The sequence below is a fragment of the Frankia sp. AgB1.9 genome (assembly GCF_016786355.1).
In the GTDB taxonomy this organism is placed as follows: domain Bacteria; phylum Actinomycetota; class Actinomycetes; order Frankiales; family Frankiaceae; genus Pseudofrankia.
Window position 1 is genome coordinate 1 of sequence record NZ_JADWYX010000112.1, and the last position, 22,732, is coordinate 22,732.

General features: G+C 71.4%; 19 protein-coding genes. 13 read left to right on the forward strand and 6 right to left on the reverse strand.

The window, feature by feature from the left end; genetic code table 11:
* The first annotated feature begins 662 nt into the window (after positions 1-662).
* The 3 genes from I6A60_RS32270 to I6A60_RS32280 all read left to right on the forward strand — a co-directional run bounded on the left by I6A60_RS32270 (position 663) and on the right by I6A60_RS32280 (position 3,076).
* Positions 663-1,250, forward strand: coding sequence for an HD domain-containing protein (locus I6A60_RS32270; RefSeq protein WP_203025033.1), 588 nt, complete (start codon positions 663-665; stop codon positions 1,248-1,250).
* 105 nt (positions 1,251-1,355) lie between these two features.
* Positions 1,356-1,529 carry a hypothetical protein gene (locus I6A60_RS32275; RefSeq protein WP_203025035.1) on the forward strand — a complete coding sequence of 58 codons (174 nt, stop codon included), beginning with the start codon at positions 1,356-1,358 and terminating at the stop codon, positions 1,527-1,529.
* A 26-nt stretch (positions 1,530-1,555) separates the two neighbouring features.
* On the forward strand, positions 1,556-3,076 hold the full coding sequence (locus I6A60_RS32280) for an amidohydrolase family protein (RefSeq protein WP_307873969.1): 1,521 nt from the start codon (positions 1,556-1,558) through the stop codon (positions 3,074-3,076).
* 27 nt (positions 3,077-3,103) lie between these two features.
* Here I6A60_RS32280 and I6A60_RS32285 read toward each other — a convergent pair whose 3' ends face one another.
* Together I6A60_RS32285 and I6A60_RS32290 are read right to left on the reverse strand one after the other, a co-directional pair.
* Positions 3,104-4,576, reverse strand: a complete 1,473-nt coding sequence (locus I6A60_RS32285) for an amidohydrolase family protein (protein ID WP_203025037.1) — start codon at positions 4,574-4,576, stop codon at positions 3,104-3,106.
* A gap of 57 nt (positions 4,577-4,633) precedes the next feature.
* Positions 4,634-5,452, reverse strand: coding sequence for a hypothetical protein (locus I6A60_RS32290; protein WP_203025038.1), 819 nt, complete (start codon positions 5,450-5,452; stop codon positions 4,634-4,636).
* 89 nt (positions 5,453-5,541) lie between these two features.
* On the opposite strand from I6A60_RS32290, the gene I6A60_RS32295 reads away from it, so the two are divergent.
* Positions 5,542-6,429, forward strand: coding sequence for a LysR family transcriptional regulator (locus I6A60_RS32295; RefSeq protein ID WP_307873970.1), 888 nt, complete (start codon positions 5,542-5,544; stop codon positions 6,427-6,429).
* A 147-nt stretch (positions 6,430-6,576) separates the two neighbouring features.
* Positions 6,577-6,783, forward strand: a complete 207-nt coding sequence (locus I6A60_RS32300; RefSeq protein WP_045875273.1) for an antitoxin — start codon at positions 6,577-6,579, stop codon at positions 6,781-6,783.
* Between the two features lie 313 nt (positions 6,784-7,096).
* Here the strand turns inward: I6A60_RS32300 and pip are convergent, their stop codons facing one another.
* On the reverse strand, positions 7,097-8,062 hold the full coding sequence (gene pip / locus I6A60_RS32305) for a prolyl aminopeptidase (RefSeq protein ID WP_203025040.1): 966 nt from the start codon (positions 8,060-8,062) through the stop codon (positions 7,097-7,099).
* A gap of 221 nt (positions 8,063-8,283) precedes the next feature.
* Here pip and I6A60_RS32310 point away from each other — a divergent pair, with 221 nt between their 5' ends.
* The 7 genes from I6A60_RS32310 to I6A60_RS32340 all read left to right on the forward strand — a co-directional run bounded on the left by I6A60_RS32310 (position 8,284) and on the right by I6A60_RS32340 (position 18,912).
* Positions 8,284-8,964 carry an AAA family ATPase gene (locus tag I6A60_RS32310; protein WP_203025042.1) on the forward strand — a complete coding sequence of 227 codons (681 nt, stop codon included), beginning with the start codon at positions 8,284-8,286 and terminating at the stop codon, positions 8,962-8,964.
* Between the two features lie 558 nt (positions 8,965-9,522).
* The gene (locus I6A60_RS32315; RefSeq protein ID WP_203025044.1) at positions 9,523-10,011 is read left to right on the forward strand and encodes a MarR family winged helix-turn-helix transcriptional regulator; all 489 of its coding nucleotides are present in this window, start codon (positions 9,523-9,525) and stop codon (positions 10,009-10,011) included.
* A 28-nt stretch (positions 10,012-10,039) separates the two neighbouring features.
* Complete coding sequence (locus I6A60_RS32320) at positions 10,040-14,080, forward strand: ABC transporter ATP-binding protein (RefSeq protein WP_203025046.1); 4,041 nt, start codon at positions 10,040-10,042, stop codon at positions 14,078-14,080.
* A gap of 127 nt (positions 14,081-14,207) precedes the next feature.
* Positions 14,208-15,416 carry a glycosyltransferase gene (locus I6A60_RS32325; protein WP_203025063.1) on the forward strand — a complete coding sequence of 403 codons (1,209 nt, stop codon included), beginning with the start codon at positions 14,208-14,210 and terminating at the stop codon, positions 15,414-15,416.
* Positions 15,413-16,453: a glycosyltransferase family 4 protein gene (locus I6A60_RS32330; protein ID WP_203025048.1), complete on the forward strand. Its 1,041-nt coding sequence runs from the start codon at positions 15,413-15,415 to the stop codon at positions 16,451-16,453. The genes I6A60_RS32325 and I6A60_RS32330 overlap by 4 nt, the downstream gene beginning before the upstream one ends.
* Positions 16,443-17,294, forward strand: coding sequence for a hypothetical protein (locus I6A60_RS32335; protein WP_203025050.1), 852 nt, complete (start codon positions 16,443-16,445; stop codon positions 17,292-17,294). Before I6A60_RS32330 ends, I6A60_RS32335 begins: the two co-directional genes overlap by 11 nt.
* Entirely contained in the window at positions 17,284-18,912 is a 1,629-nt protein-coding gene (locus tag I6A60_RS32340; RefSeq protein ID WP_203025051.1) for an alpha-amylase family glycosyl hydrolase, read from the forward strand. The genes I6A60_RS32335 and I6A60_RS32340 overlap by 11 nt, the downstream gene beginning before the upstream one ends.
* 63 nt (positions 18,913-18,975) lie before the next feature.
* Here I6A60_RS32340 and I6A60_RS32345 read toward each other — a convergent pair whose 3' ends face one another.
* The gene (locus tag I6A60_RS32345) at positions 18,976-19,773 is read right to left on the reverse strand and encodes an SAM-dependent methyltransferase (protein ID WP_203025053.1); all 798 of its coding nucleotides are present in this window, start codon (positions 19,771-19,773) and stop codon (positions 18,976-18,978) included.
* A gap of 416 nt (positions 19,774-20,189) precedes the next feature.
* Positions 20,190-20,552: a helix-turn-helix domain-containing protein gene (locus I6A60_RS32350; protein ID WP_203025054.1), complete on the reverse strand. Its 363-nt coding sequence runs from the start codon at positions 20,550-20,552 to the stop codon at positions 20,190-20,192.
* Between the two features lie 200 nt (positions 20,553-20,752).
* On the opposite strand from I6A60_RS32350, the gene I6A60_RS32355 reads away from it, so the two are divergent.
* Positions 20,753-21,814 (forward strand): LLM class flavin-dependent oxidoreductase, encoded by a 1,062-nt coding sequence (locus I6A60_RS32355; protein WP_203025055.1) that lies wholly within the window; start codon positions 20,753-20,755, stop codon positions 21,812-21,814.
* Between the two features lie 17 nt (positions 21,815-21,831).
* On the opposite strand, the gene I6A60_RS32360 is transcribed toward I6A60_RS32355, so the two are convergent.
* The gene (locus I6A60_RS32360) at positions 21,832-22,563 is read right to left on the reverse strand and encodes an NYN domain-containing protein (RefSeq protein WP_307873972.1); all 732 of its coding nucleotides are present in this window, start codon (positions 22,561-22,563) and stop codon (positions 21,832-21,834) included.
* Positions 22,564-22,732 lie beyond the last annotated feature (169 nt).

The following is a 22,732-nucleotide window of genomic DNA, read 5'->3' on the forward strand; positions in this document are numbered from 1 at the left end:
GACACGGATCCCAGCCCCGGCGTCCCGCGGAACCGCGGCCGGCCGCCTGCTGGCGGCCCGTCCACTCGATCTTCGCGCTCCGCGGAACGCGGACGCCGCGCCGCCCGAGGGACGTGCTCGGACAGGGCCTACGGAACGCCATCGATCTCCCCGTTCCGCTGCGTTCCGCGGAACGCGCAGGCGGCGCGGCTTTCGGGACACGTTCGATGGTCGCGGTCCGCGAGACCAGGGGGTGCGACGCGCGCGGGACGCATCCGATCTCCGCGTTCCGCGGAACGCGCGCGGCCCCCTGCAGCCGGCCGTCCTCAGGTTGCTGGACCCGCAAGCGGACACCTGATCTTGCGCGCTCCGCGGAACGCGCAAGAGCCGCCGCGGTCGCCGGTCCTGGTGTCTCCATGATCGGCGTTTCAGCCCTCCGGTGGTCGTTGCTGGGTTCGTTTCGTAGCCACCGGAGGGCGGAAACGCCGATCAAGAAGGACGTGCGGACCTCAATGGTCGCGGGTCTGGCGAAGGGAGCGGGCCGACGCGGGGCCTTGCGGTCGGGACGCGGTGGCGGGCACCTGATCTTCGCGTTCCGCGGAGACGGGCATCCGTAAAGCGGTTGGGGCCGATGCCGAGTTCGCCTACCGTCCCGAGAGGGCCGGGCGTGGACGGAGGACGTCATGAGTAAGCAGGACGCGACGGCAGGGTCGCCGGTAGCGGGGCCTTTGGAGCTTGCGAAGTTCCGGGCGATGGCCGACGGGACCGCGTCGGACTGGCGGGTCATCGACGCGGCGGAACGGGAGGCGAGCCGACTGCTGGCCGACCGGGTTCTCGGGCATCTGCGGCTTCTTTCCGGAAAGCATGGCGGTTTCGCGGTGGACCGGTTGACGCACAGCCTTCAGACGGCGACCAGGGCCGAACGGGCTGGTGAGAGCGACCAGTACGTGCTGTGCGCACTGCTGCACGATATCGGTGACACGCTCGCCCCCGCGAACCATGCCGAGATGGCTGCCGCGGTTCTGAAGCCATTCGTCTCGCCCGAGCTGCACTGGCTGGTGGCTCATCATGCAGAGTTCCAGGGCTATTACTACTTCCACTTCTTTGGCGGCGATCGGAACGTCCGGGACAGGTACCGGAGTCACCCGAACTTCGACCTCACCGCCGAGTTCTGCGCCAGGTACGACCAGACCTCCTTCGACCCCGACTACCCGACCAGCCCGCTCGATCACTACGAGCCGCTGGTTCGCGGCCTGCTGACCAGCCCGTAGCGTTCCCGAGCCGCGGACGTAGCCCTGCTGGAGAGCAGGCCAGAGAAACAGTCCTCGCACGGCTGTCGAAACTGGCCCGTCATCGGGCTCGCCTACGTTGGCCGGATGAGTCCCGCCAGCCTGATCCGCCTTAGCTGGCCGACTCCCGGGAACGGCGTCGACCAGCCGGCCGAGCGACGCAACAACCAGGGGCCAGAGCGACCCGGCAAGCAGGGCCCCGAGCGACGCGTCGACGGCGGCGCCGAGGGACAGGCCGCGCAGCGGCCGGCCGGCTCGTGACGACCTCCGGCACGCAGGGCCGTGACGTGGGGCCTTCCACGGTAGTCATCCGTGACGTCCGACTCGCGATTCCGGCCGGTTCCGGTGCCGTCCGGCCGGGCGGCGCGGGCCTGGCCGGCCCACCGGTCGACCTGATCCTGCGTGACGGCCTCATCGCGGCGATCGAGCCGGCCCGACACCCGGGCGACCGGTACACCCCGCCCCGGCTAGCAGCCGGTCGCGACACCGCCAGCGATCCCGACTCCGGCATCGCCAGGAGCACCGCCAACGGCACCGCCCCCGACGCCCGCACCGGCACCGGCAGCGACGCCGGCACCGCCGACGCCAACGGCCCGGCTGTGTTCGACGCCGGCGGGGCGTTCGCGTTCCCCGGGTTCGTGGACGCGCACGTCCACCTCGACAAGGCGCACATCCTCGATCGCTGTCGCGGTGGCGCCGGCCTCGCGCAGGCCGTCGCTCAGGTGCGGGCGGCCAAGCGTGGCTTCACCGTGGACGATGTCCACGACCGCGCCGCGCGGGTACTGCGCCGGGCCATCACCAATGGCACCACCCGGATGCGTTCCTACGTCGAGGCTGACTCGGACGCGGGCCTGCGCTCGTTCGAGGCCCTGGCGGCGCTGCGGGACGAGTACGCGCACGCCGTCGACCTGCGGCTGTCCGCGTTCGCGCAGGATGGTACGACCCAGGCTCCGCGGACGCTCGGCCTGCTGCGCCGCGCCCTGGAGCGCGGCGCGGACGAGGTCGGTGGCTGCCCGTACACGGACGCAGACCCGGCCGCCCACGTCCGGGCCATCTTCGACCTCGCGGTGGAGTTCGACGTGCCGGTCGACTTCCACGTCGACTTCGACCTGGACCCGTCGTGGGAGCACCTGTCGCTGGTCGTCGCCGAGACGCGGCGGCGTGGCTGGGGCGGCCGGACGTCCGTCGGCCATGTCACGAAGCTGTCGGCACTCGCCCCGGTGGACCGGCTCGCGGTGGCGCGCCGCCTCGCCGACGCGGGGATCGGCCTGGTCGTGCTGCCCGCGACCGACCTGTTCCTCTCCGGCCGGGACGCCGACCGGCTCGTCCCGCGGGGCGTAGCCCCGGCCGTCGCGACCCAGGTCCCGGGCCTGGCGATGGCGGTCGCGACGAACAACGTCGTGAACCCGTTCACCCCGTTCGGGGACGCCGACCTGCTGCGGATGGCGAACTTGTACGCGATCGTCAGCCAGCTGGACACCGACGACGACCTGCGGTCGGTGTTCGCGATGGTGACCGCGGCGGCGGAGGCGATCGTCGGCGGGGCCCGCCGGATCGAGGTGGGAGCGCCCGCCGACGTGGTGCTGCTCGACGCCCCCGACCCGGTCACGGCGCTGCGCGAGTGCGTCCAGCCGCTCGCCGGCTGGAAGGCCGGCCGCCAGACCTTCATCCGACCTCGGCCGCGGCTGCTCGTGGACGGCTTCGGGCGGACAGCCGAGGCGGGGTTCGGAGACGGTGACCGCGGGCCGGCGCAGGCCGTCACCGGGTCCCGACAGAGGGAGGACCGGGACGCGATCAACCCCTTCTAACGGCCGCCTGATCCGTGACCGGCCAGGTCAGCGGGTGCGGGCCGGCGGCGCGGTGGCGTGGCCGGCCGCGACGAGCCCGGCCGCGGCGGCGAGCCGGGCCGCCAGCGGGCGGCACCGCGCGATCTGGGCCCGCTCGTCGACGGTGACGCAGGCGTGGTCGGCGACGACCTGGCGTCCGTCGACCCAGACGTCGCGCACCGAGCGCGGCGAGGCCCCGTAGACGACCTGGCCGATCGGGTCGTGCAGCACGGCGATGTCGACGGTGTCCTGGAGCAGCACCAGGTCGGCCCGCTTGCCCGGCTCCAGGCTGCCGACGAGATGGTCGAGGCCGAGCGCCCGGGCGCCGTCGATCGTCGCCATCGTCAGCACGTCGAGGGCGTCGATGACGAGGGCGTCCTGGTGGTGCACCTTCTGCAGCAGGGCCGCCGCCTTGACCGCCTGCAGCATGTCCTGGCTGTCGTTCGACGCGGCCCCGTCGGTCCCGATGCCGACCGCGAGGCCTGCGGCGCGCAGCCGAGGCACCGGGCAGACCCCGGAGCCGAGGATCATGTTCGCCACCGGGTTGTGCGCGACCGCGACCCCGTGCGCGGCGAGCAGCGCGATGTCCGCCTCGGTCAGCCACACGCAGTGCCCGGCGATCAGCGGCCGTTCCAGGTAGCCGAGGCGGTGCGCGTGCTCGATGGTGCGGTGGCCCCAGCGCAGCCGGGACATCGTCACCTCCTCGCGCACCTCGGCGAGGTGGGTGTGCACCGCCCAGCCGTGCTCCCGGCACAGCGCGACGCCCCGCTCCAGCAGCGGGTCCGACTGGCCGAGCAGGGTCCCGATGCCGTACCGGAACTCCAGCAGCGGCGCGCCGGCCGCCGCCGCGGCGAGCTCCCGCTGCTCGGCGACGACGTCCTCGATGATCTCGGCGGCCCGCTCCGGGTCCCCGGCGCCCGGCGCCATCCTGTCTTCGGCTCCGTACGACACGACGCCACGCAGGCCCGCGCGCACCAGGCCGTCGACCACGCCGAGGCTCGCCCGCGAGCCGATGTTGGCGTGGCAGAACATGTCGTTGACGGTCGTGACCCCGGACAGCAGCATCTCGACGGCCCGCAGCGCCGTGCCCTCGGCCGCGTCCGCGCGGGTCAGGACCGTGCCGAGCGGCCCGACGATCTCCGCCCCCCACTCGAACAGGGACAGCTCGCTGCCCATCCCGGTGGCGAGCGCCTCGGACAGGTGGGTGTGGGTGCTGACCAGGCCGGGCAGCACGACGCCGGTCCCGTCCCCGTGGACCGGTACGCCAGGTCGTGCCGTGGCCAGTTCGACGAACGGCCCGACGGCGGCGATCGCCCCGTCCCGGACGTGCACCGCCCCGTCCGCCACCACGCCGTCGAGCCGCACGCCCGGCGCGCGGTCCCGCCCACTTGGGTCGGGTAGCCCGGCCATCGTCAGCACAAAGGCACCGCGGACCAGGAACTCGCCGGCCGGGCCAGGCGCCTGGCCTATCACGTCACTCATCGATTTCCTGCCCGTCGGGTGGCCTTCCGGGAACCTATCCGGCCGGGCCCGCGCCGATCAGGCGACCAGGTCGGACAAGGCGGCGTGCTTCGCGGTCCGCAGCCGGGCGGCCTGGGAGATCGCGGCGGTCGCGAAGGCCCGGATCACCGGATGGACCCGCGGCTGGTCGGAGGCCAGCTCCGGCTGGAACAGCGTCGCCAGGAAGAACGGGTGGTCGGCCAGTTCCAGCACCCGCGCGTCGCCCGCCTCGTCCACGCCGCTGAACCGCAGCCCGGCCGCCCGCAGCCGGTCCAGATGCTCGGCCGCGACACCGTAGGAGCAGTGGTAGCGCTCGACCGACCGCTCGACGCCGAACACCCACTCGGCCAGCGAGCCGCGCTCGATCCGCACCGCGGCCTCGTGCCCCTTCAGCGAGCAGGCCAGCAGTACGACGACATGGTCCGCCGCGTCCGGGTCGACCTCGGCGTGCCCGACGTCCGGAAGCCCGGCGACGTTGCGGGCGAACTCGACGACCGCGTGCTGGAAGCCGCCGCAGGTGCCGAGGAACGGCACCCGGTTGGTGCGCGCGTGCCGGGCGGCCTCGACCGCCCCCGCCTCGTCGACGTAGGGGCTGCCGGGCAGCAGCCAGATCGCGTCGAAACCGTCGAGCAGGCCCGGCTGGGCGGCGTCCGGGGTGGGCACCCAGTAGGCGTCGAGGACGAGGCCGTCGCGGTCGCGCAGCTGGCGCAGGATCGCCGGGATCCGCCCGTGCGCGGCGACGTCGGCGGACCGGTCTCCGACGAGCGCGACCCGGGCGGTGGCGGAGACGGGCGTGGCGGTGGCAGCGGAGGTGGCGAGGCTGGCGGCGGTGAACGGGCTGCTGGTCGAGGAGGCCATGCCTTGATGCTGGGCAGCCCGCTGGTTCAGGTCCAACGATAATCGCTGGTCCCTCGATAAGCGGTCCTGATGTCGGCGAGACTGGCCTGGTGGACCTGGTGCTGCTTCGTACCTTCACCGCGGTCGCCCGCTCGGGCTCGTTCTCGGCGGCGGCCCGGGAGCTCGGCTATACCCAGAGCGCCGTGTCCCAGCAGATCGCCGCGCTGGAGGCGTCGCTGGGCGGGGCGTCTCTGCTGACCCGGCGGCCGGTCGCCACGACCGCCGCCGGCGCGCGGCTGCTCGAGCATGCCGAGCCGCTGCTGCTGCGCGCGTCCGCCGCCCGCGCCGACGTGCTGCGGGCGGCCGGCGGGCCGCCCGACCAGCTGCGGGTCGCCGCCTGCCCGCTCGCGCTGCCCCGGCTCGCGGCCGCGTTCGGCGCGGCGATGGACTCGATGCCGCGACTCGACGTCACGATCACCGTGGCCGCCCTGGACGCGGTCGCCATCGACGTGGCTCGCGGCGCCTGCGAGCTGGGCCTGGCCGTCGGCCTCGCCACGCCCGGCGACCCGCTGCGACTGCCGGACGTCGGCCCGCTGCGGGCGGTGGAGATCGCCGTCGACCCGGTCAGCGTCATCCTGCCGGCCGACCATCCGTTCGCCCGCCGCCCCGGCCTGCGGCTCGCCGACCTCGCCGACGCCCGCTGGCTCGACGCGCCCGCGGCGGCGGCACCGGCGGCGGACGTCCGTCGCGCCGTCGGCGCCGAACGGCTGCCGCACTGCGCCGTCTACGCGGGCACGGACCTCGCCGGACTGGCCGCGCTCGTCGCCGCCGGCGCCGGCCTCGTCCTGCTGCCGGCCTGGGCGGTCGCCGGCCGCGCCGACGTCGCCGCCGTCCCGGTCGCCGAGCCGCGGCTGGAGTACCGGGTCGAGGTGCTCGCCGGGGTCACCGCCGACACCGGTGCCGCGGGCCGGGTCCTCGCGACCCTCCTTGGAGCCTGATCACGGCCGGCCAGCGTGTCCACGCCCGTTCGTGCCTGCGGGGACGCGGTGAACGGGCTGCTCAGGCGCTGGATCGGGCGTCAGGCCCGCCCCGCTTCCATAGGCTGCTTTTGCCGCGTTCGCAGCCGTACGGAGAGAGGCCCACGCATGTTCGACAACCTTAAGAACCTCGGCGACCTCAAGGACAAGGCCGAGGATCTGGCCGGCGACCACGCTGACGCGATCAAGGGCGGCCTGGAGAAGGCCGGCGACCTGGTCGACGACCGGACCGGCGGCAAGTACAGCGACCACATCGACACCGGGGTCGACAAGGCCCAGGACTTCGTCGAGAAGCTCGGCGACCAGAACGACTGACCGGTCCGGCAGCCCGCCGCGCGGGGTTCGGCGAACCCCGCGCCGGCGCGGCCTGACGCCATCCCGGACCGGACCGCCGGTGTCAGTTCCCAGTGGTCTGGCCAGAGGTATGCGCCCTGAGCTGGGACTGGTCAGATTGACCGAGACTCGTCGCCGTCTGGTTGTCTCACTTGAACTGGCCTATTTCCGGGAGGGGACGTGTGCGGCCGCCGCCGACTAGGGACGCGGCGTGGAAGGTGTTGCGTTGCTCGGCGAACTTGCTGAGGTGAGGTCTTCAGAAGAGGACGTCACGCCACCGGCGGCAGCGAGCCGGTCACCGCGGGTTCTTCCCAAACCGTTCAACCGCTTCCATGATCGCGTCTTGCATCGCGGGACTGCCCGTGTGACCCGAGTCGTCGATCACCTTCAGTTCCGCGTCTGGCCACGCCTTGGCGAGTTCCCACGCGGTCGTGAGTGGGCCGGCGAGGTCGAGTCGGCCGTGAATCAGCACCGCCGGGATCCCGGCCAGCCGATGCGCGTCGCGTAGCAACTGCCCGTCCTCCAGCCAGGCGTTGTTCGCGAAATAGTGCGTGCAGATCCGGACCAAGGCCATCAGCGCAGCGTCGGGTTTGGCGCTGTACTGGCCCGGCCTACCGAGTGCCTCGTGGGCGATGACAGCGTCCTCCCAGGCGCACCAGGCCCGCGCGGCCTTCACCCGGACTGCCTCCTCGGGGCTGTTCAGCAGCCGGTTGTAGGCGGTCACGAGATTGCCATCCCGATCCCCCTCGGGCAGCGCGTCGCGGAACGTCTCCCAGGGGCCGGGCAGGAGGCGGCCGACGCCCCGGTAAAGCCAGTCGATTTCTTCGGGCCGGGTCATGGTGACTCCGACGATGACGACCTCGCAGACCCGCTCGGGGTAACGCTCGGCATAGGCGAGGATCAGCGTCGAGCCCCACGAGCCGCCGTAAAGGAGCCACCGCTCGATACCCAGGTGCTCCCGGAGCCGCTCCATATCGGCGATCAGGTGCTCGGTGGTGTTGTGCTCCAGACTGACAGCCGGGTCCGAGGCGTGCGGTCGGCTCTGTCCGCAGCCGCGCTGGTCGAACAGGACGATCCGGTAGACCTCCGGGTCGAACATCTGCCGGCTGCCACGGCGTCCGCCGCTGCCAGGACCGCCGTGCACCCACAACGCCGCCTTCCCGGCCGGGTTGCCGCTGGTCTCCCAGTAGATCTGGTTGCCCGCACCGACATCGAGAAGGCCATGCGCATACGGCTCGATGGGCGAGAACAGCTGCACCATGGCCGATCCTTCCGAAGGCGAGACGGGCAGGCCCTGGCAAGGCTATCGGCGCTCAAGCGACGGCGCCGGTTGATTGAGACACTGGCCAACCACACGAGACCACGCGAACAGGTCGCCTGGCAGCCCGGCCAGATCGAGCGACCTGAACAGCCGTTCTCGCAACGTGCCACCAGGCCGCAGGCTTTGATGGCCCACTGACCGGAGATCTGGGATACAAGGTCATGGTGGACTCGTTGGCGCACGTGTTGTGGGTCGGTGGACCACCCGGCTCTGGCAAGACGACTGTCGCCCGGCGACTGAGCAGGCGCCACGGCCTGCGGTGGTATCACTCCGATGTTCATAGCTGGGTGCATCGTGAACGGGCCGCGAAGGCCGGGGTGCCGGCAGCAGTGCGATGGGAATCGATGACCCGGCAACAACGCCGAGCCCTGTCGGTCGAGGACATCCTGCCAATGGCGCTGCAACGCGAGCGCGGCCCGATGACCGTCGACGACCTGCGGGCACTGCCCACCAGCCCGCTGATCGTGGCCGAAGGCACCCAGATCACCCCCGCGATGCTGCCGCCAGGAGCCCTCGCGGTGTTCCTGATCCCCTCACCGCAGGTCCAGCGCGCGCGTCTCGAGCACCGCGATCATCCACGCCCAGCGCGCGAACTCCACCTCCGGCTCGGCGAGCTGATCACCCAGGAGATGATCGCCGCGGACGTCCGCCAGCTCGACGTCGATGACCTGAGCATCGACCAGACAGTCGCGGAGGTGGAGAAGCCCGCACCGAAAGTGCAAGGCAAGCCAGCGTTGCTGGCTGGCGCGGCGGCGCGCCGCAGACGCCCAAGCCGCGCTAGCGGCGCTGGCCGGGCAGGTTCGGCGGTTCCGGCCGGGAGCCGACTGCGAAGGTGCCGATGACGGTCACGCCGTCCTGCTCGTAGACCGGTACCAGGGTTTGCTCGCCGGCCGCGTGCCTGTGCCCGTTCCGCGGCCTTTTCTCCGGGAGTCTTCGCGACAACTCCGGGCATCCCGCTCGCCACGTCGAGTTCGGTCCGCCTGACGTAGCCGCGCTTCCCGTCCCTGAGCCCAGCCGAGATCAGGTCCGGAAACTCGCTTCGAGGCAGGCCGAGCCGCACGGCCGGCAATCCCGATCCGTAGGTCTCTCCCGCCGCATTGGTCGGCCAGACTGGTCTTGACTCATCATCGGGCATAGCGCCATTTTCTACTCACATCCTGCCGCGCACGGTCTCCTCGCCGACGCTGTACGCCGCCCCGACGCCGGGCCCAGGTCGCCGTGAGCTTGGCCGGCCCCTGATCACGATTGAGACCGGCCACCGCTACGGACAGGTCCAGTGAGACACGGTCAGATCAAATGAGATCTGACAGCCGGACCGGACCAGCACCTGGCGCCAGCCAAGCGCGCCCTGTACCCACGATGTGGTTCGTTACCCGAACTAATTTGGTAACGTCGGGGACATGGAGACGCCTGTCCCGGTCGAACCGCCCGCCGGGGTCGTGCCCGCGGGGGTTGTGCCCGTCGCGGCCGTGCGCGCGCTGGTCGGGGCGGCGCGGGTCCTGGAGCGGGCGTCGGGGGAGCTGAGCCTGGCGCAGTACCGGGTGCTGGCCTCCGTCGCGGCCGGCGACGAGCGGGCGTCGCGGATCGCGGCCCGGCTCGCGCTCGGCAAGCCGACGATCAGCGCCACCGTCGAGTCGCTGCGCCAGCGCGGCCTGCTGACCCGCGCCGCCGTCGACGACGACCAGCGCGCCGCCGCCCTGCGGCTCACGGACGACGGCCAGGCCATCCTCGACGCGGCCGAGCGGGCGATGCTCGACCGTCTCGGCGAGCTCGCCGCCCGGACCCCCGAACCAGCCGCCGTCCTCGACGCCCTGCGGGCACTCGACGGGGCCGTCGACGGGTACCTCGCCGACCGTGCCGCCGCCCGGGGCCTCACCCGGCGAGCCTGAGCTGCCGAACCTGAGCTACGGAGTGTCGATGACCACGAACCCTGGGGACGCTCCGCACCTCCCGACGGCCGGGCCGGCCACCACCCGGCCACCGGTCACCGAGCCGCCCGGGTTAGGGGAGCCGGCAACGCCGCAGGGGCCCGGCTGGATCCGGCGGCTGTGGGGCTGCCTGCTGCGGCACAAGGGCGCCGTCGCGCTGGCCCTGGTCGGGTCGGTGTTCGGCAGCGGGTCCCAGGCCTTCGTGCCACTGGTGGCGCGCCAGATCGTCGACGGGGTGATCGTCCAGCGCAGCGCGCCGCTGTGGCCGTGGCTGCTGCTCCTGATCGCCATCGCGATCACCAGCTTCGGGTTCGCCCACCTGCGGCGCTTCTACGGCGGCAAGGCGGCCCTCGCCGTCCAGTACGACCTGCGTAACGCCATGCACGACCATCTGCTGACGATGGACCAGGACAACCTGAGCCGGATGCCCACCGGCCAGCTGGTCGCCCGCGCGAACTCGGACTCGGCGCTGGTCCAGGGCCTGCTGATGTTCCTGCCGCTGCTGTCCGGCAATCTGCTGATGATGCTCGGCTCGCTGATCGTCATGTTCATCCTGGCGCCCGGGCTCGCCGTCGTCGGACTCGTGGTCGCGCCGGCGCTGGTCGCCGTCTCCTACCGGCTGCGGACCCGGGTGTTCCCCGCCAGCTGGGACGCCCAGCAGCGCGAGGGCGACGTCGCGCAGATCGTCGACGAGGACGTGAACGGCGTCCGGGTCGTGAAGGCGTTCGGCCAGGAGGAGCGGGAGCTGCGCCGCCTCGCCGCCGCCACCGGCACGCTCTACGGCTCGCGGATGCGCGCCGTCCGGATGAAGTCCCGGTACGGGCCCCTGCTGGAGGCGGTCCCGGCGCTCGCCCAGGTCGCGATCCTCGCCCTCGGCGGCTGGATGGCCGTCCACGGCTCGATCACGATCGGCACGTTCCTCGCGTTCTCGACCTACGTCGCCCAGTTCACCTCGCCGGCGCGGCAGCTCGCCGGGGTGCTCACGATGGGCCAGCAGGCCCGGGCCAGCGTCGAACGGATCTTCCAGCTGCTGGAGCTCCCGCCCTCGATCGCCGACCGGCCGGACGCGGTGGAGCTCGGCCCGGTTCGCGGCGAGATCGTCTTCGAGAACGTCGAGTACGCCTACCCGGATGGCCCGCCGGTGCTGCGCGGCTTCGACCTGCGGATCGGCGCCGGCGAGCGGGTCGCGATCATCGGGCCGAGCGGCAGCGGCAAGTCGACGGTGGCCGCGTTCCTGGGCCGGTTCCACGACCCGGACGCGGGCCGGGTGACCGTCGACGGCCACGACCTGCGCGACGTGCGGCTCGCGTCGCTGCGCCGCCAGGTCGGGTTCGCGTTCGAGGAGAGCTTCCTGTTCTCCGACACGGTCCGGGCCAACATCGCCTACGGCCGGGCCGGCGGTCGCGTCACTCAGGAACAGGGCGTGACGCAGGAGCAGGTCGAGGCGGCGGCCCGTGCCGCCGGCGCGCACGACTTCATCGCCGGCCTTCCGCTCGGCTACGACACCGTCGTCGGGGAACGCGGCCTGTCGCTGTCCGGTGGCCAGCGCCAGCGGGTCGCGCTGGCCCGGGCGATCCTCGCCGACCCGCGGATCCTCGTGCTCGACGACGCGACCAGCGCCGTCGACGCCCGGACCGAGGCGACCATCCACGACGCCCTGCGCGCCGTGCTGCCCGGTCGCACCACGGTGCTGATCGCCCACCGGGTGTCCACGCTGCACCTGGCCGACCGCGTCGTCGTCCTCGACCAGGGCCGGGTCGTCGACCAGGGCACCCACGACGAGCTGACCGAGCGCAGCTCCCTCTACCGGGAGCTGCTCTCCGGCCTCGACCCGGCGCTCGCGGCCCAGCTCGGCGACAGCGTCGAGGCGTTCGCGGCGATCTCCGGGACGGCCGCGATCACGACGACGGCCGACGCCTGGGACGCGGCCAAGGCCCAGCAGTCCGCCGGCCGGGCCGGCGCCACGACCGCCGCGGGCAAACGGGCCCAGCTGCTCGCCGGCGGCGGGCTCGGCGCCGGGCTCGGTGGCGGTGCCGCCCGTGGCGCGGCCGGGGGTGCGTGGCGGCTGAACCTCGCGCCGACCCCCGAACTGCTCGCCCGGGTCGACGCGTTGCCACCGATCGGCGACGTCGCGGCCGTCGACCTCGCCACCGAGGGCGGCCCCGACCCCGACTTCAGCCTGCGCCGGCTGCTGATCCGGTTCCGCCGGCCGATGCTGTTCGGCCTGCTGTTCGTCGTCCTCGACGCCGTCATCGGCCTCGCCGGGCCCACCCTCGTGAAGGTCGGCGTCGACCGGGGTGTCACCGAGGGCTCGATGGCCGCGGTGTGGGTCGCCTCGGTGCTCTTCCTGGCCCTGACGCTCGTCGACTGGGCCGACCAGATCGGCGAGACGTTCGTGACCGGCCGGGCCGCGGAGCGCATCATGCTCTCGCTGCGCATCCGGATCTTCGCCCAGCTGCAGCGGCTCTCGCTGGACTACTACGAGCGCGAGATGTCCGGCCGGATCATGACCCGGATGACGACCGACGTCGACCAGTTCGAGGCGCTCATCGAGACCGGCCTGCTGGCCGCGCTGGTCGCGCTGGTGACCTTCGTCGGCGTCGGCGTCGCGCTGGTCGTGATGAACCTGGAGCTGGGCCTGCTCACCCTGACGGTGGTGATCCCGCTCGTCATCGCGACCATCCCGTTCCGCAGCCGGGCGGCGAAGCTGTACGACCTGTCCCGGGAACGGATCGCGATCGTCAACGCCGACTTCCAGGAGTCCATCTCCGGGGTCCGCGAGGCGCAGGCGTTCGTGCACGAGGCCCGCACCACTGAGCACTTCCACGGCCTCGGCCGGGCGTACCTGGACTCCCGGGTCGCCGCGCAGCGCATCGTCGCGACCTACTTCCCGTTCGTGCAGTTCCTGTCGTCGGTCGCCGACGCGATCGTGCTCGGCTTCGGCTCGGCCCTCATCGCGCACGGGAACCTCACCGCCGGCGGGCTGATCGCGTTCCTGCTCTACATCGACATGTTCTTCTCACCGATCCAGCAGCTGTCCCAGGTGTTCGACTCGTGGCAGCAGACGCGGGTGTCGGTCAGCCGGATCGCCGAGCTGATGCGGCTGCGCACGCTCACCCCACCGGCACCCGACGCGATCGTCCCGGCCCGGCTGCGCGGCGAGCTGACGCTCGACGACGTCCGGTTCGCCTACCCGACCGGCCCGGTCTCGACCGCGTCGGCCGCCGTGGCCGCCGGGCTCGTCCAGCGTGGCTGGACCCAGGCGCAGGACGCGGGCAAGGACGCGCGGACGATGGCCGCCGCCGCGGCAGCGCGGGCCGCCCGCCCGCCGGAAGCGCTGCGCGGCGTCGACCTGCGGGTCCGCGCCGGTGAGACGGTCGCACTGGTCGGCGAGACGGGCGCGGGCAAGTCGACGGTCATGAAGCTGCTCGCCCGGTTCTACGATCCCGACGCCGGCTCGGTCCGGGTCGACGGCCAGGACCTGCGCGGGCTGGACCTGCCGGCATTCCGCCAGCAACTCGGCTACGTGCCGCAGGAGGCGTTCCTGTTCACCGGCACCATCCGGGACAACATCGCCTACGGCCGGCCGGAGGCGACCGACGCCGAGGTCGAGGCCGCGGCCCGGGCCGTCGGTGCCCACGAGTTCATCGCGACCCTGTCCGGCGGCTACCTGCACGAGGTCGCCGAGCGCGGCCGGTCGCTGTCGGCCGGCCAGCGGCAGCTGATCGCCCTGGCCCGCGCCGAGCTCGTCGACCCGGCCGTCCTCCTGCTCGACGAGGCGACCTCCAACCTGGACCTCGCGACCGAGGCGAGGGTGACGGCGGCCATGCAGCGGATCTCGCGGGCCCGCACCACGATCCTGATCGCCCACCGGCTGCAGACCGCCCGCGGCGCCGACCGCATCGTCGTCCTCGACGCCGGCCGCATCGCCGAGACCGGCACCCACGACGAGCTCCTCGCCGCCGCCGGTCGTTACGCCGCCATGTGGCGTGCTTTTGAGCTGGTCACCGCGACGACGTCAGCGGATTAGGAACCGAGGCTTCGCGTCGGCGGTCGTCAGGGAACAGCGTCAGGCGGATTTGCGGTTGCGTCGGGCACGGTCGCCTTCGGCCCGAAATACTGAGTGCCGTGGTCGGTGACGGGGCGTGGGTGACGCGATGCGGGTAGCGCTCGTGTCCGAACACGCCAATCCGTTGGTGTCACCGGGCGCGCCCGAAGCGGGCGGCCAGAACGTCCACGTCGCGGCGCTCGCGGGCGGCCTCGTCCGGCTCGGCGCCGAGGTCACGGTCTACACCCGCCGAACCGGGACCACCTCGCCGGCCAGCGTCCGCCTCGGAAGCGGCGGGACCGTCGAGTTCGTCGACGCCGGACCGGCCAGGCACGTCCCTCGGGACGACCTGCTGCCTCACATGCGTGCCTTCTCCGCTGGTCTTGCCAGTCGGTGGGCCGCGCGGCCGCCCGACGTCGTCCACGCGCACTTCTGGATGTCGGGCGTCGCCTCCATCGCCGCGGCCAGGCAGCTCACCATCCCGGTCGTGCAGACGTTCCATGCCCTCGGAACCGTGAAGCGGCGGTTTCAGCCGCATCTCCCGGGCCTTGGCGAGCGTGTCAGCGCCGAGGCCCGGCTGGCGACCGACGTGGCGGCCATCGTCGCGACGAGCCGCGCCGAGCTACGTGAGCTGAGCAGCCTCGGGGCCCGGCCAAGGCTTTCACGGGTGATCCCGTGCGGGGTCGACACGGAGGTGTTCCAGCCCGCCGGGCCGGTCGAGGTGCGCCGCCGACCGCGGTTACTGACGGTTTCACGGCTCGTGGAGCGCAAGGGCGTGGGAGACGCCGTGCGGGCGCTCGCGGCGCTACCGGGAGCCGAACTCGTTGTGGCCGGTGGCGAGTCCGGCCGGGATCCCGGGATCGCGGTGCTGCGAGCGCTGGCTGACCGGCTCGGCGTCGCGGACCGCGTCGAGTTTCGCGGCCCGGTACGACACTCCGACCTGGCGACGCTGCTGCGTTCGGCCGACGTGTTCGTCGCCGTTCCGTGGTACGAGCCATTCGGCATCGCCCCCCTGGAGGCGATGGCCTGCGGAGTTCCCGTCGTCGCGTCGGCGGTCGGCGGCCTCGTCGAGACGGTGGCCGACGGCAGGTGCGGACTGTTGGTCGCGCCGCGCGACCCCGCGGCATTGGCGAGAGCTGTTGTCCGCCTTCTCGACGACCCCCGGCTGCGCCGCGACCTCGCGGAAGCCGGCCGGGCCAGAGCGGTCCGGCACTACCGCTGGGACCAGATCGCCCACCGCACGGCGACCCTCTACCAACGCGTCGTCTCTCAGCCCTTGGCCGCCACCAGTCAATCCGATCTCTCGGCGGGCCCATGAAGATCGCTCTGATCGCCCCGGTCGAGGAGGCGGTGCCACCACCCGCCTATGGCGGCGTCGAACAGGTGGTCCACCTGCTGGACCGGGAGCTGACGCGCCGAGGCCACGACGTGCTGCTGCTCGCCAGTGGTGGATCGCGCTCGGCCGGCCGCCTTGTTGCGTTGCTCCCCGCGCCACTCGGCGCTCCGCACCAGGACAGAGACAGCGCCGCCTACGGTGCCGCCAAGACGGCGGCGGCGCGGACGGCGGCAGAAGTAATCGAGCGTGAGCGGCCCGATGCCGTTCTGTGCCACACCTGGCGGTATCTCGAGCACGCCGTTCTGGGAATCCCGACGTTGACCACCGTGCATTACCCGCTCGACACCCCGCCGTACCGGGAGATCTTCGCCGGCTACCCGGCGGCTCGTTACGTGTCGGTGAGCCTGTCGCAGCAGCGGCTGGCGCCTCGGGCTCGGTTCATCGGAAATGTCTACAACGGCGTCGATGTGGCCTCGCTGCCGTTCATCGGTTCGGCTGGCCGATACCTTGCCTTCCTGGGGCGCTTCTCGCCCGACAAAGGTGTCGACATCGCCATTCGGGCGGCCCAGCGGGCGGGTATCCCGCTACGCATCGGCGCGAAGCTCGACAGGGGAGACCGCGAGTGGTTCGCCGCGGTGATCGAGCCGCTGGTCCGCCGCGGCGGCGTCGAGCTCGTCGGCGAGATCAGTGCCGCGGACAAGGGAGCGTTTCTCGGCGGGGCCCTCGGGCTTGTTCACCCGTCTCGCTGGAATGAACCGTTCGGTCTCGCCGCCGTCGAGGCGATGGCCTGCGGCACGCCCGTGGTGGCGCTGCGCCGGGGCGCCGCGGAAGAAATAGTCGCCGACGGGGAGACTGGCTTCGTCGTCGAGGAGGAGGATGCCGTCGTGTCGGCGCTGGCGAAGATCTCGAATATTGACCGCGCGGTCTGCCGTGCCCATGTGCACCAGCGGTTCAGCCAGGAGCGGATGGGCGCCGGATACGAATCGCTGCTGAGATCCGAGGCGAACCGTGCAGATTGATTTCCTCTGGCAGCAGGGCGTCGTCTTCCTGGTCGGTCTGGCCTTCAGCCGCGGGGTGTGGCTGGTACGGACCCGGATTCTGCATCGACGTGCCCGCAGGTTCTTCGGGCCTGGTGTCTCAGCCCACGGCGCGAGCGTGGTCCTTCAGGTGCTGAACCCGTTGGGCACATCGAACTTCGATGCCACGGCCGAGCAGACGACCGCTCTGAAAATCCTTCCCGACGGGCGCCAGGCTCGGCTGCCGATCTACGGAAAGGTCCTGCACCTCGATGACTACCAGGCCTCCCAGGAGGTCGTGGAGCTGTTGCGGGAACATCGTCTTCCGCCCATTCGCCTGCTCGCGGACGGCGATGTGCTCGGCCAGTGGGCCGCCAACCAGGAGGCGATCTGCATCGGTTCGCCGTTTGTGAACTCGGCGTTGGCCGAGGCCATCAACGCGACGGCCGGGCCGGACGGGCCGTACATCACCGGAGACCGGCCTGCCGCGACCTTGGACACCTACCGGGTGGCGATCAGGCTTCCGACGGAGCTGATCTTCGGTGTCACGGCGGATCGAGCCATCGGCGTGATCGCCCGGCTGCCGAATCCGGCGTCCCAGCAGGGCCGGGTCATCGGGCTGTGGGGCTGCCGTGCCGAGGCCACGTACGCGGCCGCGCGCTATCTCCACCGAGAGTTCGACGACCTGCTCAGCTGGTTCGACGCCGACTCGCCGACGGTGGTGCTCCTCGCCGTGGAAGGCGCCACGTTCGGTATTGTTCGTCCGATGTACGTCGGCTCGGTCAACGAGACCCTCTTCGAGCGGCCCGATCTCGTCGCGCACTACCGTCGCGATGGTTTCTGACCCGGTTCAGGGCCGCGAGGCCTGCGCCAAGGAGTGGTGGCGGGACGCGGTCGTCTACAACATCTATCCTCGTTCGTGGCGCGACGCGAACGGCGACGGTCATGGGGACCTGCCGGGAATCATCGAGCGTCTCGACCATCTGGAGTGGCTGGGTGTCGACGCCGTCTGGCTGAACCCGATCATGCCTTCACCGAACCGGGACTGGGGATACGACATCGCGGACTACACCGCGGTGCACCCTGATTTCGGCACGATGGCCGATCTCGACGAGCTGGTAGAGGCGGCCGGCCGGCGGGGGATTCGACTGGTGCTCGATCTGGTTCCCAGTCATACCAGTGACGAACATCCATGGTTCCGCGCCGCTCGGTCCGACCGTCGCTCGCCCTACCGGGAATACTACGTGTGGCGGCCGCCGGGGATCGGTGGAGCGCCGCCGAACAACTGGATCAGCTATTTCGGCGAGTCCGCGTGGACGCTCGACGAGCAATCGGAAGAATACTATCTTCACTCCTTCCTGCCTGAGCAGCCGAAGCTCAACTGGTGGTCCGCCCGGGTGGCCGAGGAGTTTGAACGTGTCCTGCGGTTCTGGTTCGACCGAGGCGTCGGCGGGATGCGGATCGACGCCCTGCAGACCCTGGTCCACAATCCGGAACTGACCGCGAACCCGCCCGCGAGCGAACGCGACACGTCACTGGAACGGCGGCTCGGTCAGCGGTTCCTGCACAGTGGAGGCCAGCCGGAGACGCATCACTTCGTCCGCGACTGGCGCCGGACGGCCGACGCCTATGAGCCGACGAGGCTTCTGTTCGGCGAGACCTGGGTGTCCTCGGTGGACGACCTGTCGCCGTATTACGGCGACGGCCACGACGCCCTGGGACTCGCCTGGAACCTGCCGTTCCTGAGCAGTGACTTCGCCGCGATATCCCTGCGCGCCGTGGTCGAGCGGACGATGTCGGTGCTGCCCTCCGCCGCCTGGCCGGCCTGGGCGATGTCGACCCATGACGGCGAGGGACGCGCCGCCACTCGGTGGTGCCAGGGAGATCCCGCCGCGACCCGCTGTGCGTTGTTGCTGCTGCTGACCTTGCGGGGGACGCCGATCCTGTACTACGGCGACGAGATCGGCATGACCGACGCGACGTCACAACCGGCCTCGGTCCGCAGGGACACCGCCGAGACGGCGGCGCCGCGGGACCGGAGCCGCGCGCCGATGCGGTGGGAACCGGGACCCGCTGCCGGGTTCACGTCGTCGGCGCGGCCGTGGCTACCGGCCCCGGCGGCCGGTGTGCCCACCGTCGCGGAGCAACGCGCCGACCGGGACTCGGTGCTGTGGTTCTGCCGAGACCTGATCATGCTCAGGCGACGCCATCCAGAGCTCATGGCTGGCGCGATGCGCTTTGTTCCGGCCCCGGAGGGCGTGCTCGCCTGGGAACGCGGCGACAGTGGACGAGGCGGTGTCGTGGTCGCGGTCAATCTGGGAGACGCGCCGGCTGCCGTCGGGCTTGGCCCCCTGACGAAAGGTCAGATTCTCCTTGGCACCGACCGGCGCCGGGACGGCCAGACTCTCCTGGGCGATACCAGCCTCGACCCGCGTGAGGGCCTTCTGATCCGGACCGTCTGACCTCGCCACGGGCGAGATCGGCCTGTCGGTGGCCTGTATTCCCCGACGCGCGAAGTCCGGGAGTCAGCGTTTCTGGGCGATCAGGCCGTAGAGGGGGGCGTCGTCGTCGGTGGACTGGTCGGCGTCGGCGTCCGGGTGCCACCGGTGCAGGAAAGCGATTCCCGGCTCGATGAGGTCCATTCCGTCCGGGACCAGCGCCGCCACCTCGTCCCGGCTGCGCATCTGGATCGGTATCTGCTGCTTGCCGTAGAGGTCGACGAGGCGCTTGGTGGCGGCCGGGTTCGACCGGTCGTCGGTGGCGTGGCTGATCACCAGGTAACTGCCGGTCGGCAGTTCCGCCATGAGCCGCTCGATGAGAGCGCCCGGCTGGGCCGCGTCGGGCAGGAAATGCAGCACCGCGAGCAGTGAAAGGGCGACCGGGCGGGACAGATCCAGCGTGCCGCTCAGCACTGGGCTGGTCAGGATGTCCGCCGGCCGGTTCAGATCCGCGTCGAGGTAGGCGGTCCGGCCCTGGGTGGAGCTGGTCAGCAGGGCGCGAGCATGCGCGAGGACGATGGGATCGTTGTCCACGTAGACGACGCGGGACGCCGGCCGGACGGCCTGAACGACCTCGTGCAGGTTCGGGGACGTCGGGATTCCCGTGCCGATGTCGAGGAACTGGTCGATGCCCTGCTGCTCGGCGAGGAAACGGCTGGCCCGGTGCAGGAACGCCCGGTTCTGTCGAGCCGCGGTCCGGGTGTTCGGGAAAGCGGCCATGAGAAGCTCGGCGGCTTCGCGGTCCGGCGGATAGTTCGTCTTGCCGTCGAGGACGTAGTCGTATATCCGCGCGGAATGCGCAACGTCGACGCGCAGTTCGGCCACCGGAGACCTCCGAGGGAACGCAGAATTTCGGACCTCGCCGTGGCAGAGACCAGGTCGCTTGTCGCGCCTCTCCTGGGGTGGCCTGTCCCTGACTAGCAGCCACGCCTGGTCTCAGCGGTGGGGCGACACTACACCACGGCGCTCAAACCGGTACCCATCCCGCGATACGCCCACGCTGCTCCAACTCGTCGACCTGCCACGGCTCTACGGCGGTGAGTAGTGCCGGGTCCGGCGAGGTCGGCCCGCGTGCTTGATCGCCGTTTTGGCCCTCACCTGGTCACGAAACCGCCTCGGTTACAGCCACGCGAGGGCCAAAACAGAGATCTTGCCGGTCTCGGGACGAGGCCAACCTTGCCAGATGCGGCACTGGAGGTGTTCGGCTCCCGTGACCGCGGGGCCTGTGACCGCGGGGCCCGTCACTGTCGGGTCCTGGACGCCTGGTGGGCCGCCCAGTCGACGCTCCAGACCCGGACCGCGTCCAGGACCGGTTCGAGGCGTCGGCCGATGTCGGTCAGCGTGTACCTGACCTCGACGGGCCTGGCGACGGTGACCTCCCGCTCGAGGACCTCGGCGTGTTCGAGCTCCTTGAGGCGCTGGGAGAGCATCGCGTCGGTGATCCTCGGGATGCGGTCACGCAGCTCGCTGAACCGGGCCGGGCCGGCGAGCAGCGCCGCGAGGATCACGCCTGTCCAACGCCGGCCGATCAGCTCGATGGCCGTGTGGAAGTCCGGAACGTCGGTCGCGGCCCGCGCCATGTGCTGCTCGTCGTTCGCCGCCATGTTGCCGTCACCCTACCGCCGCGCGACGACCGTTCCAGCCGCCTGGACTATGAATTTAATAGTCGGCTATGTTCCTGATAGTCGATGGCGAGAGGAAACGTGGATGTGCACCGACGGCGAACGGACACAGGCGAGGACCGGATGCGGGTGACCATGGTTGAACCGGTTCGCGGGCCGGCGGCGCGCGAGCAGGTGGCCGGATGAAAGCGGATCTTGACATCGGCGTCACGTCGCTGTCGGACCTGCAGCCCGTCACGGTCGACGGCACCCGCCGGACCGCACGGCACCGCGTCGAGCAGATCGTGTCGCTGGCGACGCTGGCCGACGAGCTCGGGCTGGACCATTTCGGACTCGGCGAGCACCACAGCGCGGACTTCGCGGTCTCGTCGCCGGCGGCCGTGCTGTCCGCCGTCGCGGCGCGCACCTCGCGGGTGCGGCTGACCAGCTCCGTCACGACGCTCGGTGCCCTCGACCCCGTCCGGGTCTACCAGGACTTCGCCACGCTCGACCTGGTCAGCGCGGGACGTGCCGAGATCATCGTGGGCCGAAGCGCGTACCCCGAACCGTTCGCGCTGTTCGGCGTCGACCTCGCGCAGTACGACGAGGCGTTCGCGGAGAAGCTGGACCTGCTGCTGCGGATCCGTTCGCAGCCGGTGATCACCTGGCGAGGCCGGTTCCGCCCGCCGCTGCGCGACGCTGTCGTCATGCCCAGGGCGGTCCAGGAGCCGCTGCCGGTCTGGCTGGGCGTGGGCGGGACCCCGGCCAGCGCGGTCCGCGCGGGGCGCCTTGGCCTACCGATGATCCTGGGCTACATCGGCGGTACCCCGCAGGGACTGCGCCAGCTCGCCGACCTCTACCGGGAGGCCGGCGCCCAGTCAGGGCACACCGACAACCTCCGGCTGGGCATCGCGCTGCACTACTTCGGTACGCCGGAGACGCAGGACCCCATGGCGCTCTACCCGTACTACCGGGACTTCCTACGTCCAAAGCGGCCAGGCGCACCCGGCTTCGTCGTCGAGCGCGAGCAGTTCGCCCTCGGGCTACGGCCCGGACAGCACCTGATGATCGGCACGTCCGAGCGGGTCGGCGAGAAGCTCGCCGAGCTGTACGACGCGGTGTCCTTCGACCGGGTCCACGCGCTGATCGACTGGGGCGGCCTGCCCGAGGAAGCGGTGCGTGACTCGCTGCACCGGCTGGGCGAGGTCATCGCCCCCGCGCTGCGCGCCCACGCCGGCATCCACACCACCGCCCCCGCGACGTGACCAGGCCGAACTCCGCGCTACCAGCCTGGCGGAGTGTGAAGCCGGTCGATCTTGGCTGGTAGCTGGCAGGTCGTGAAGTCCGCGGGCCTCAGCTGGTACCACCAGTGCCGTGCGGCGCCCTCGTCCCGAGTGCCCCGCAACGCTCCCGCAAGATGGCCCGACGTCGGATTGACCGTCCCCACCGGGACCAGCCGGCGCGCCTCGACAATCGGGAGACGCAGGTCGCTGTCATTGCTGATCACGACCGCGGCGTCGACGGCACCCCTGGTCACGTCAAGGAGAAGATGCGTCGCCACGTTGACGTCGGATCCCTTCTCCTCACGTTTCGCGTAGGAGACCATGAACCGGGCATCCGGGATCGACGAGCCCGTCGCATCCTGAATCATGACCGGCCACTGGGAGGTCACAAGCTGGGGCGCGCCGTTGCTGTCCGGTATGGCCAGCGGCGACCTCGCGGTCCTACTGACGTAAGTGCCGAACTCGATGTGATCGACAGACCGGGCCGCGACCAGCGCACGCAGGTAGGTGTCCTGGTCCTGCTGTCCGCCTGGGTTGCTGCTGCCCTTGATCCGGGCCGTGCAGTACACGATGCGTTCGACGTGGGCGCCGGCCCACCGAGACTGGGACCGCACTATGCGGATGGCCACTGCGCGCAGATCGAGCCAGCGCCACCCCGGCTGGCCTCGGCCGCACAGCGACCGGCCGCCGTAGTAGAGGTTGTAACCGTCGACGTACACACCTATGCGCACGGACACCTCGGACGGGAGCAAGATCCTACGGTGATCATAGTTCTAGGGCGAAAAGCCTGGACCTGGGGCGGGTGTCGGCCGGCGGCAGTCTCGTCCCACGAAAAAACCCGGCCCCAGAGGGAACCGGGTGGTGTGCTCCAATCGTAACACCGCGGGCCTAGAGGCTGCG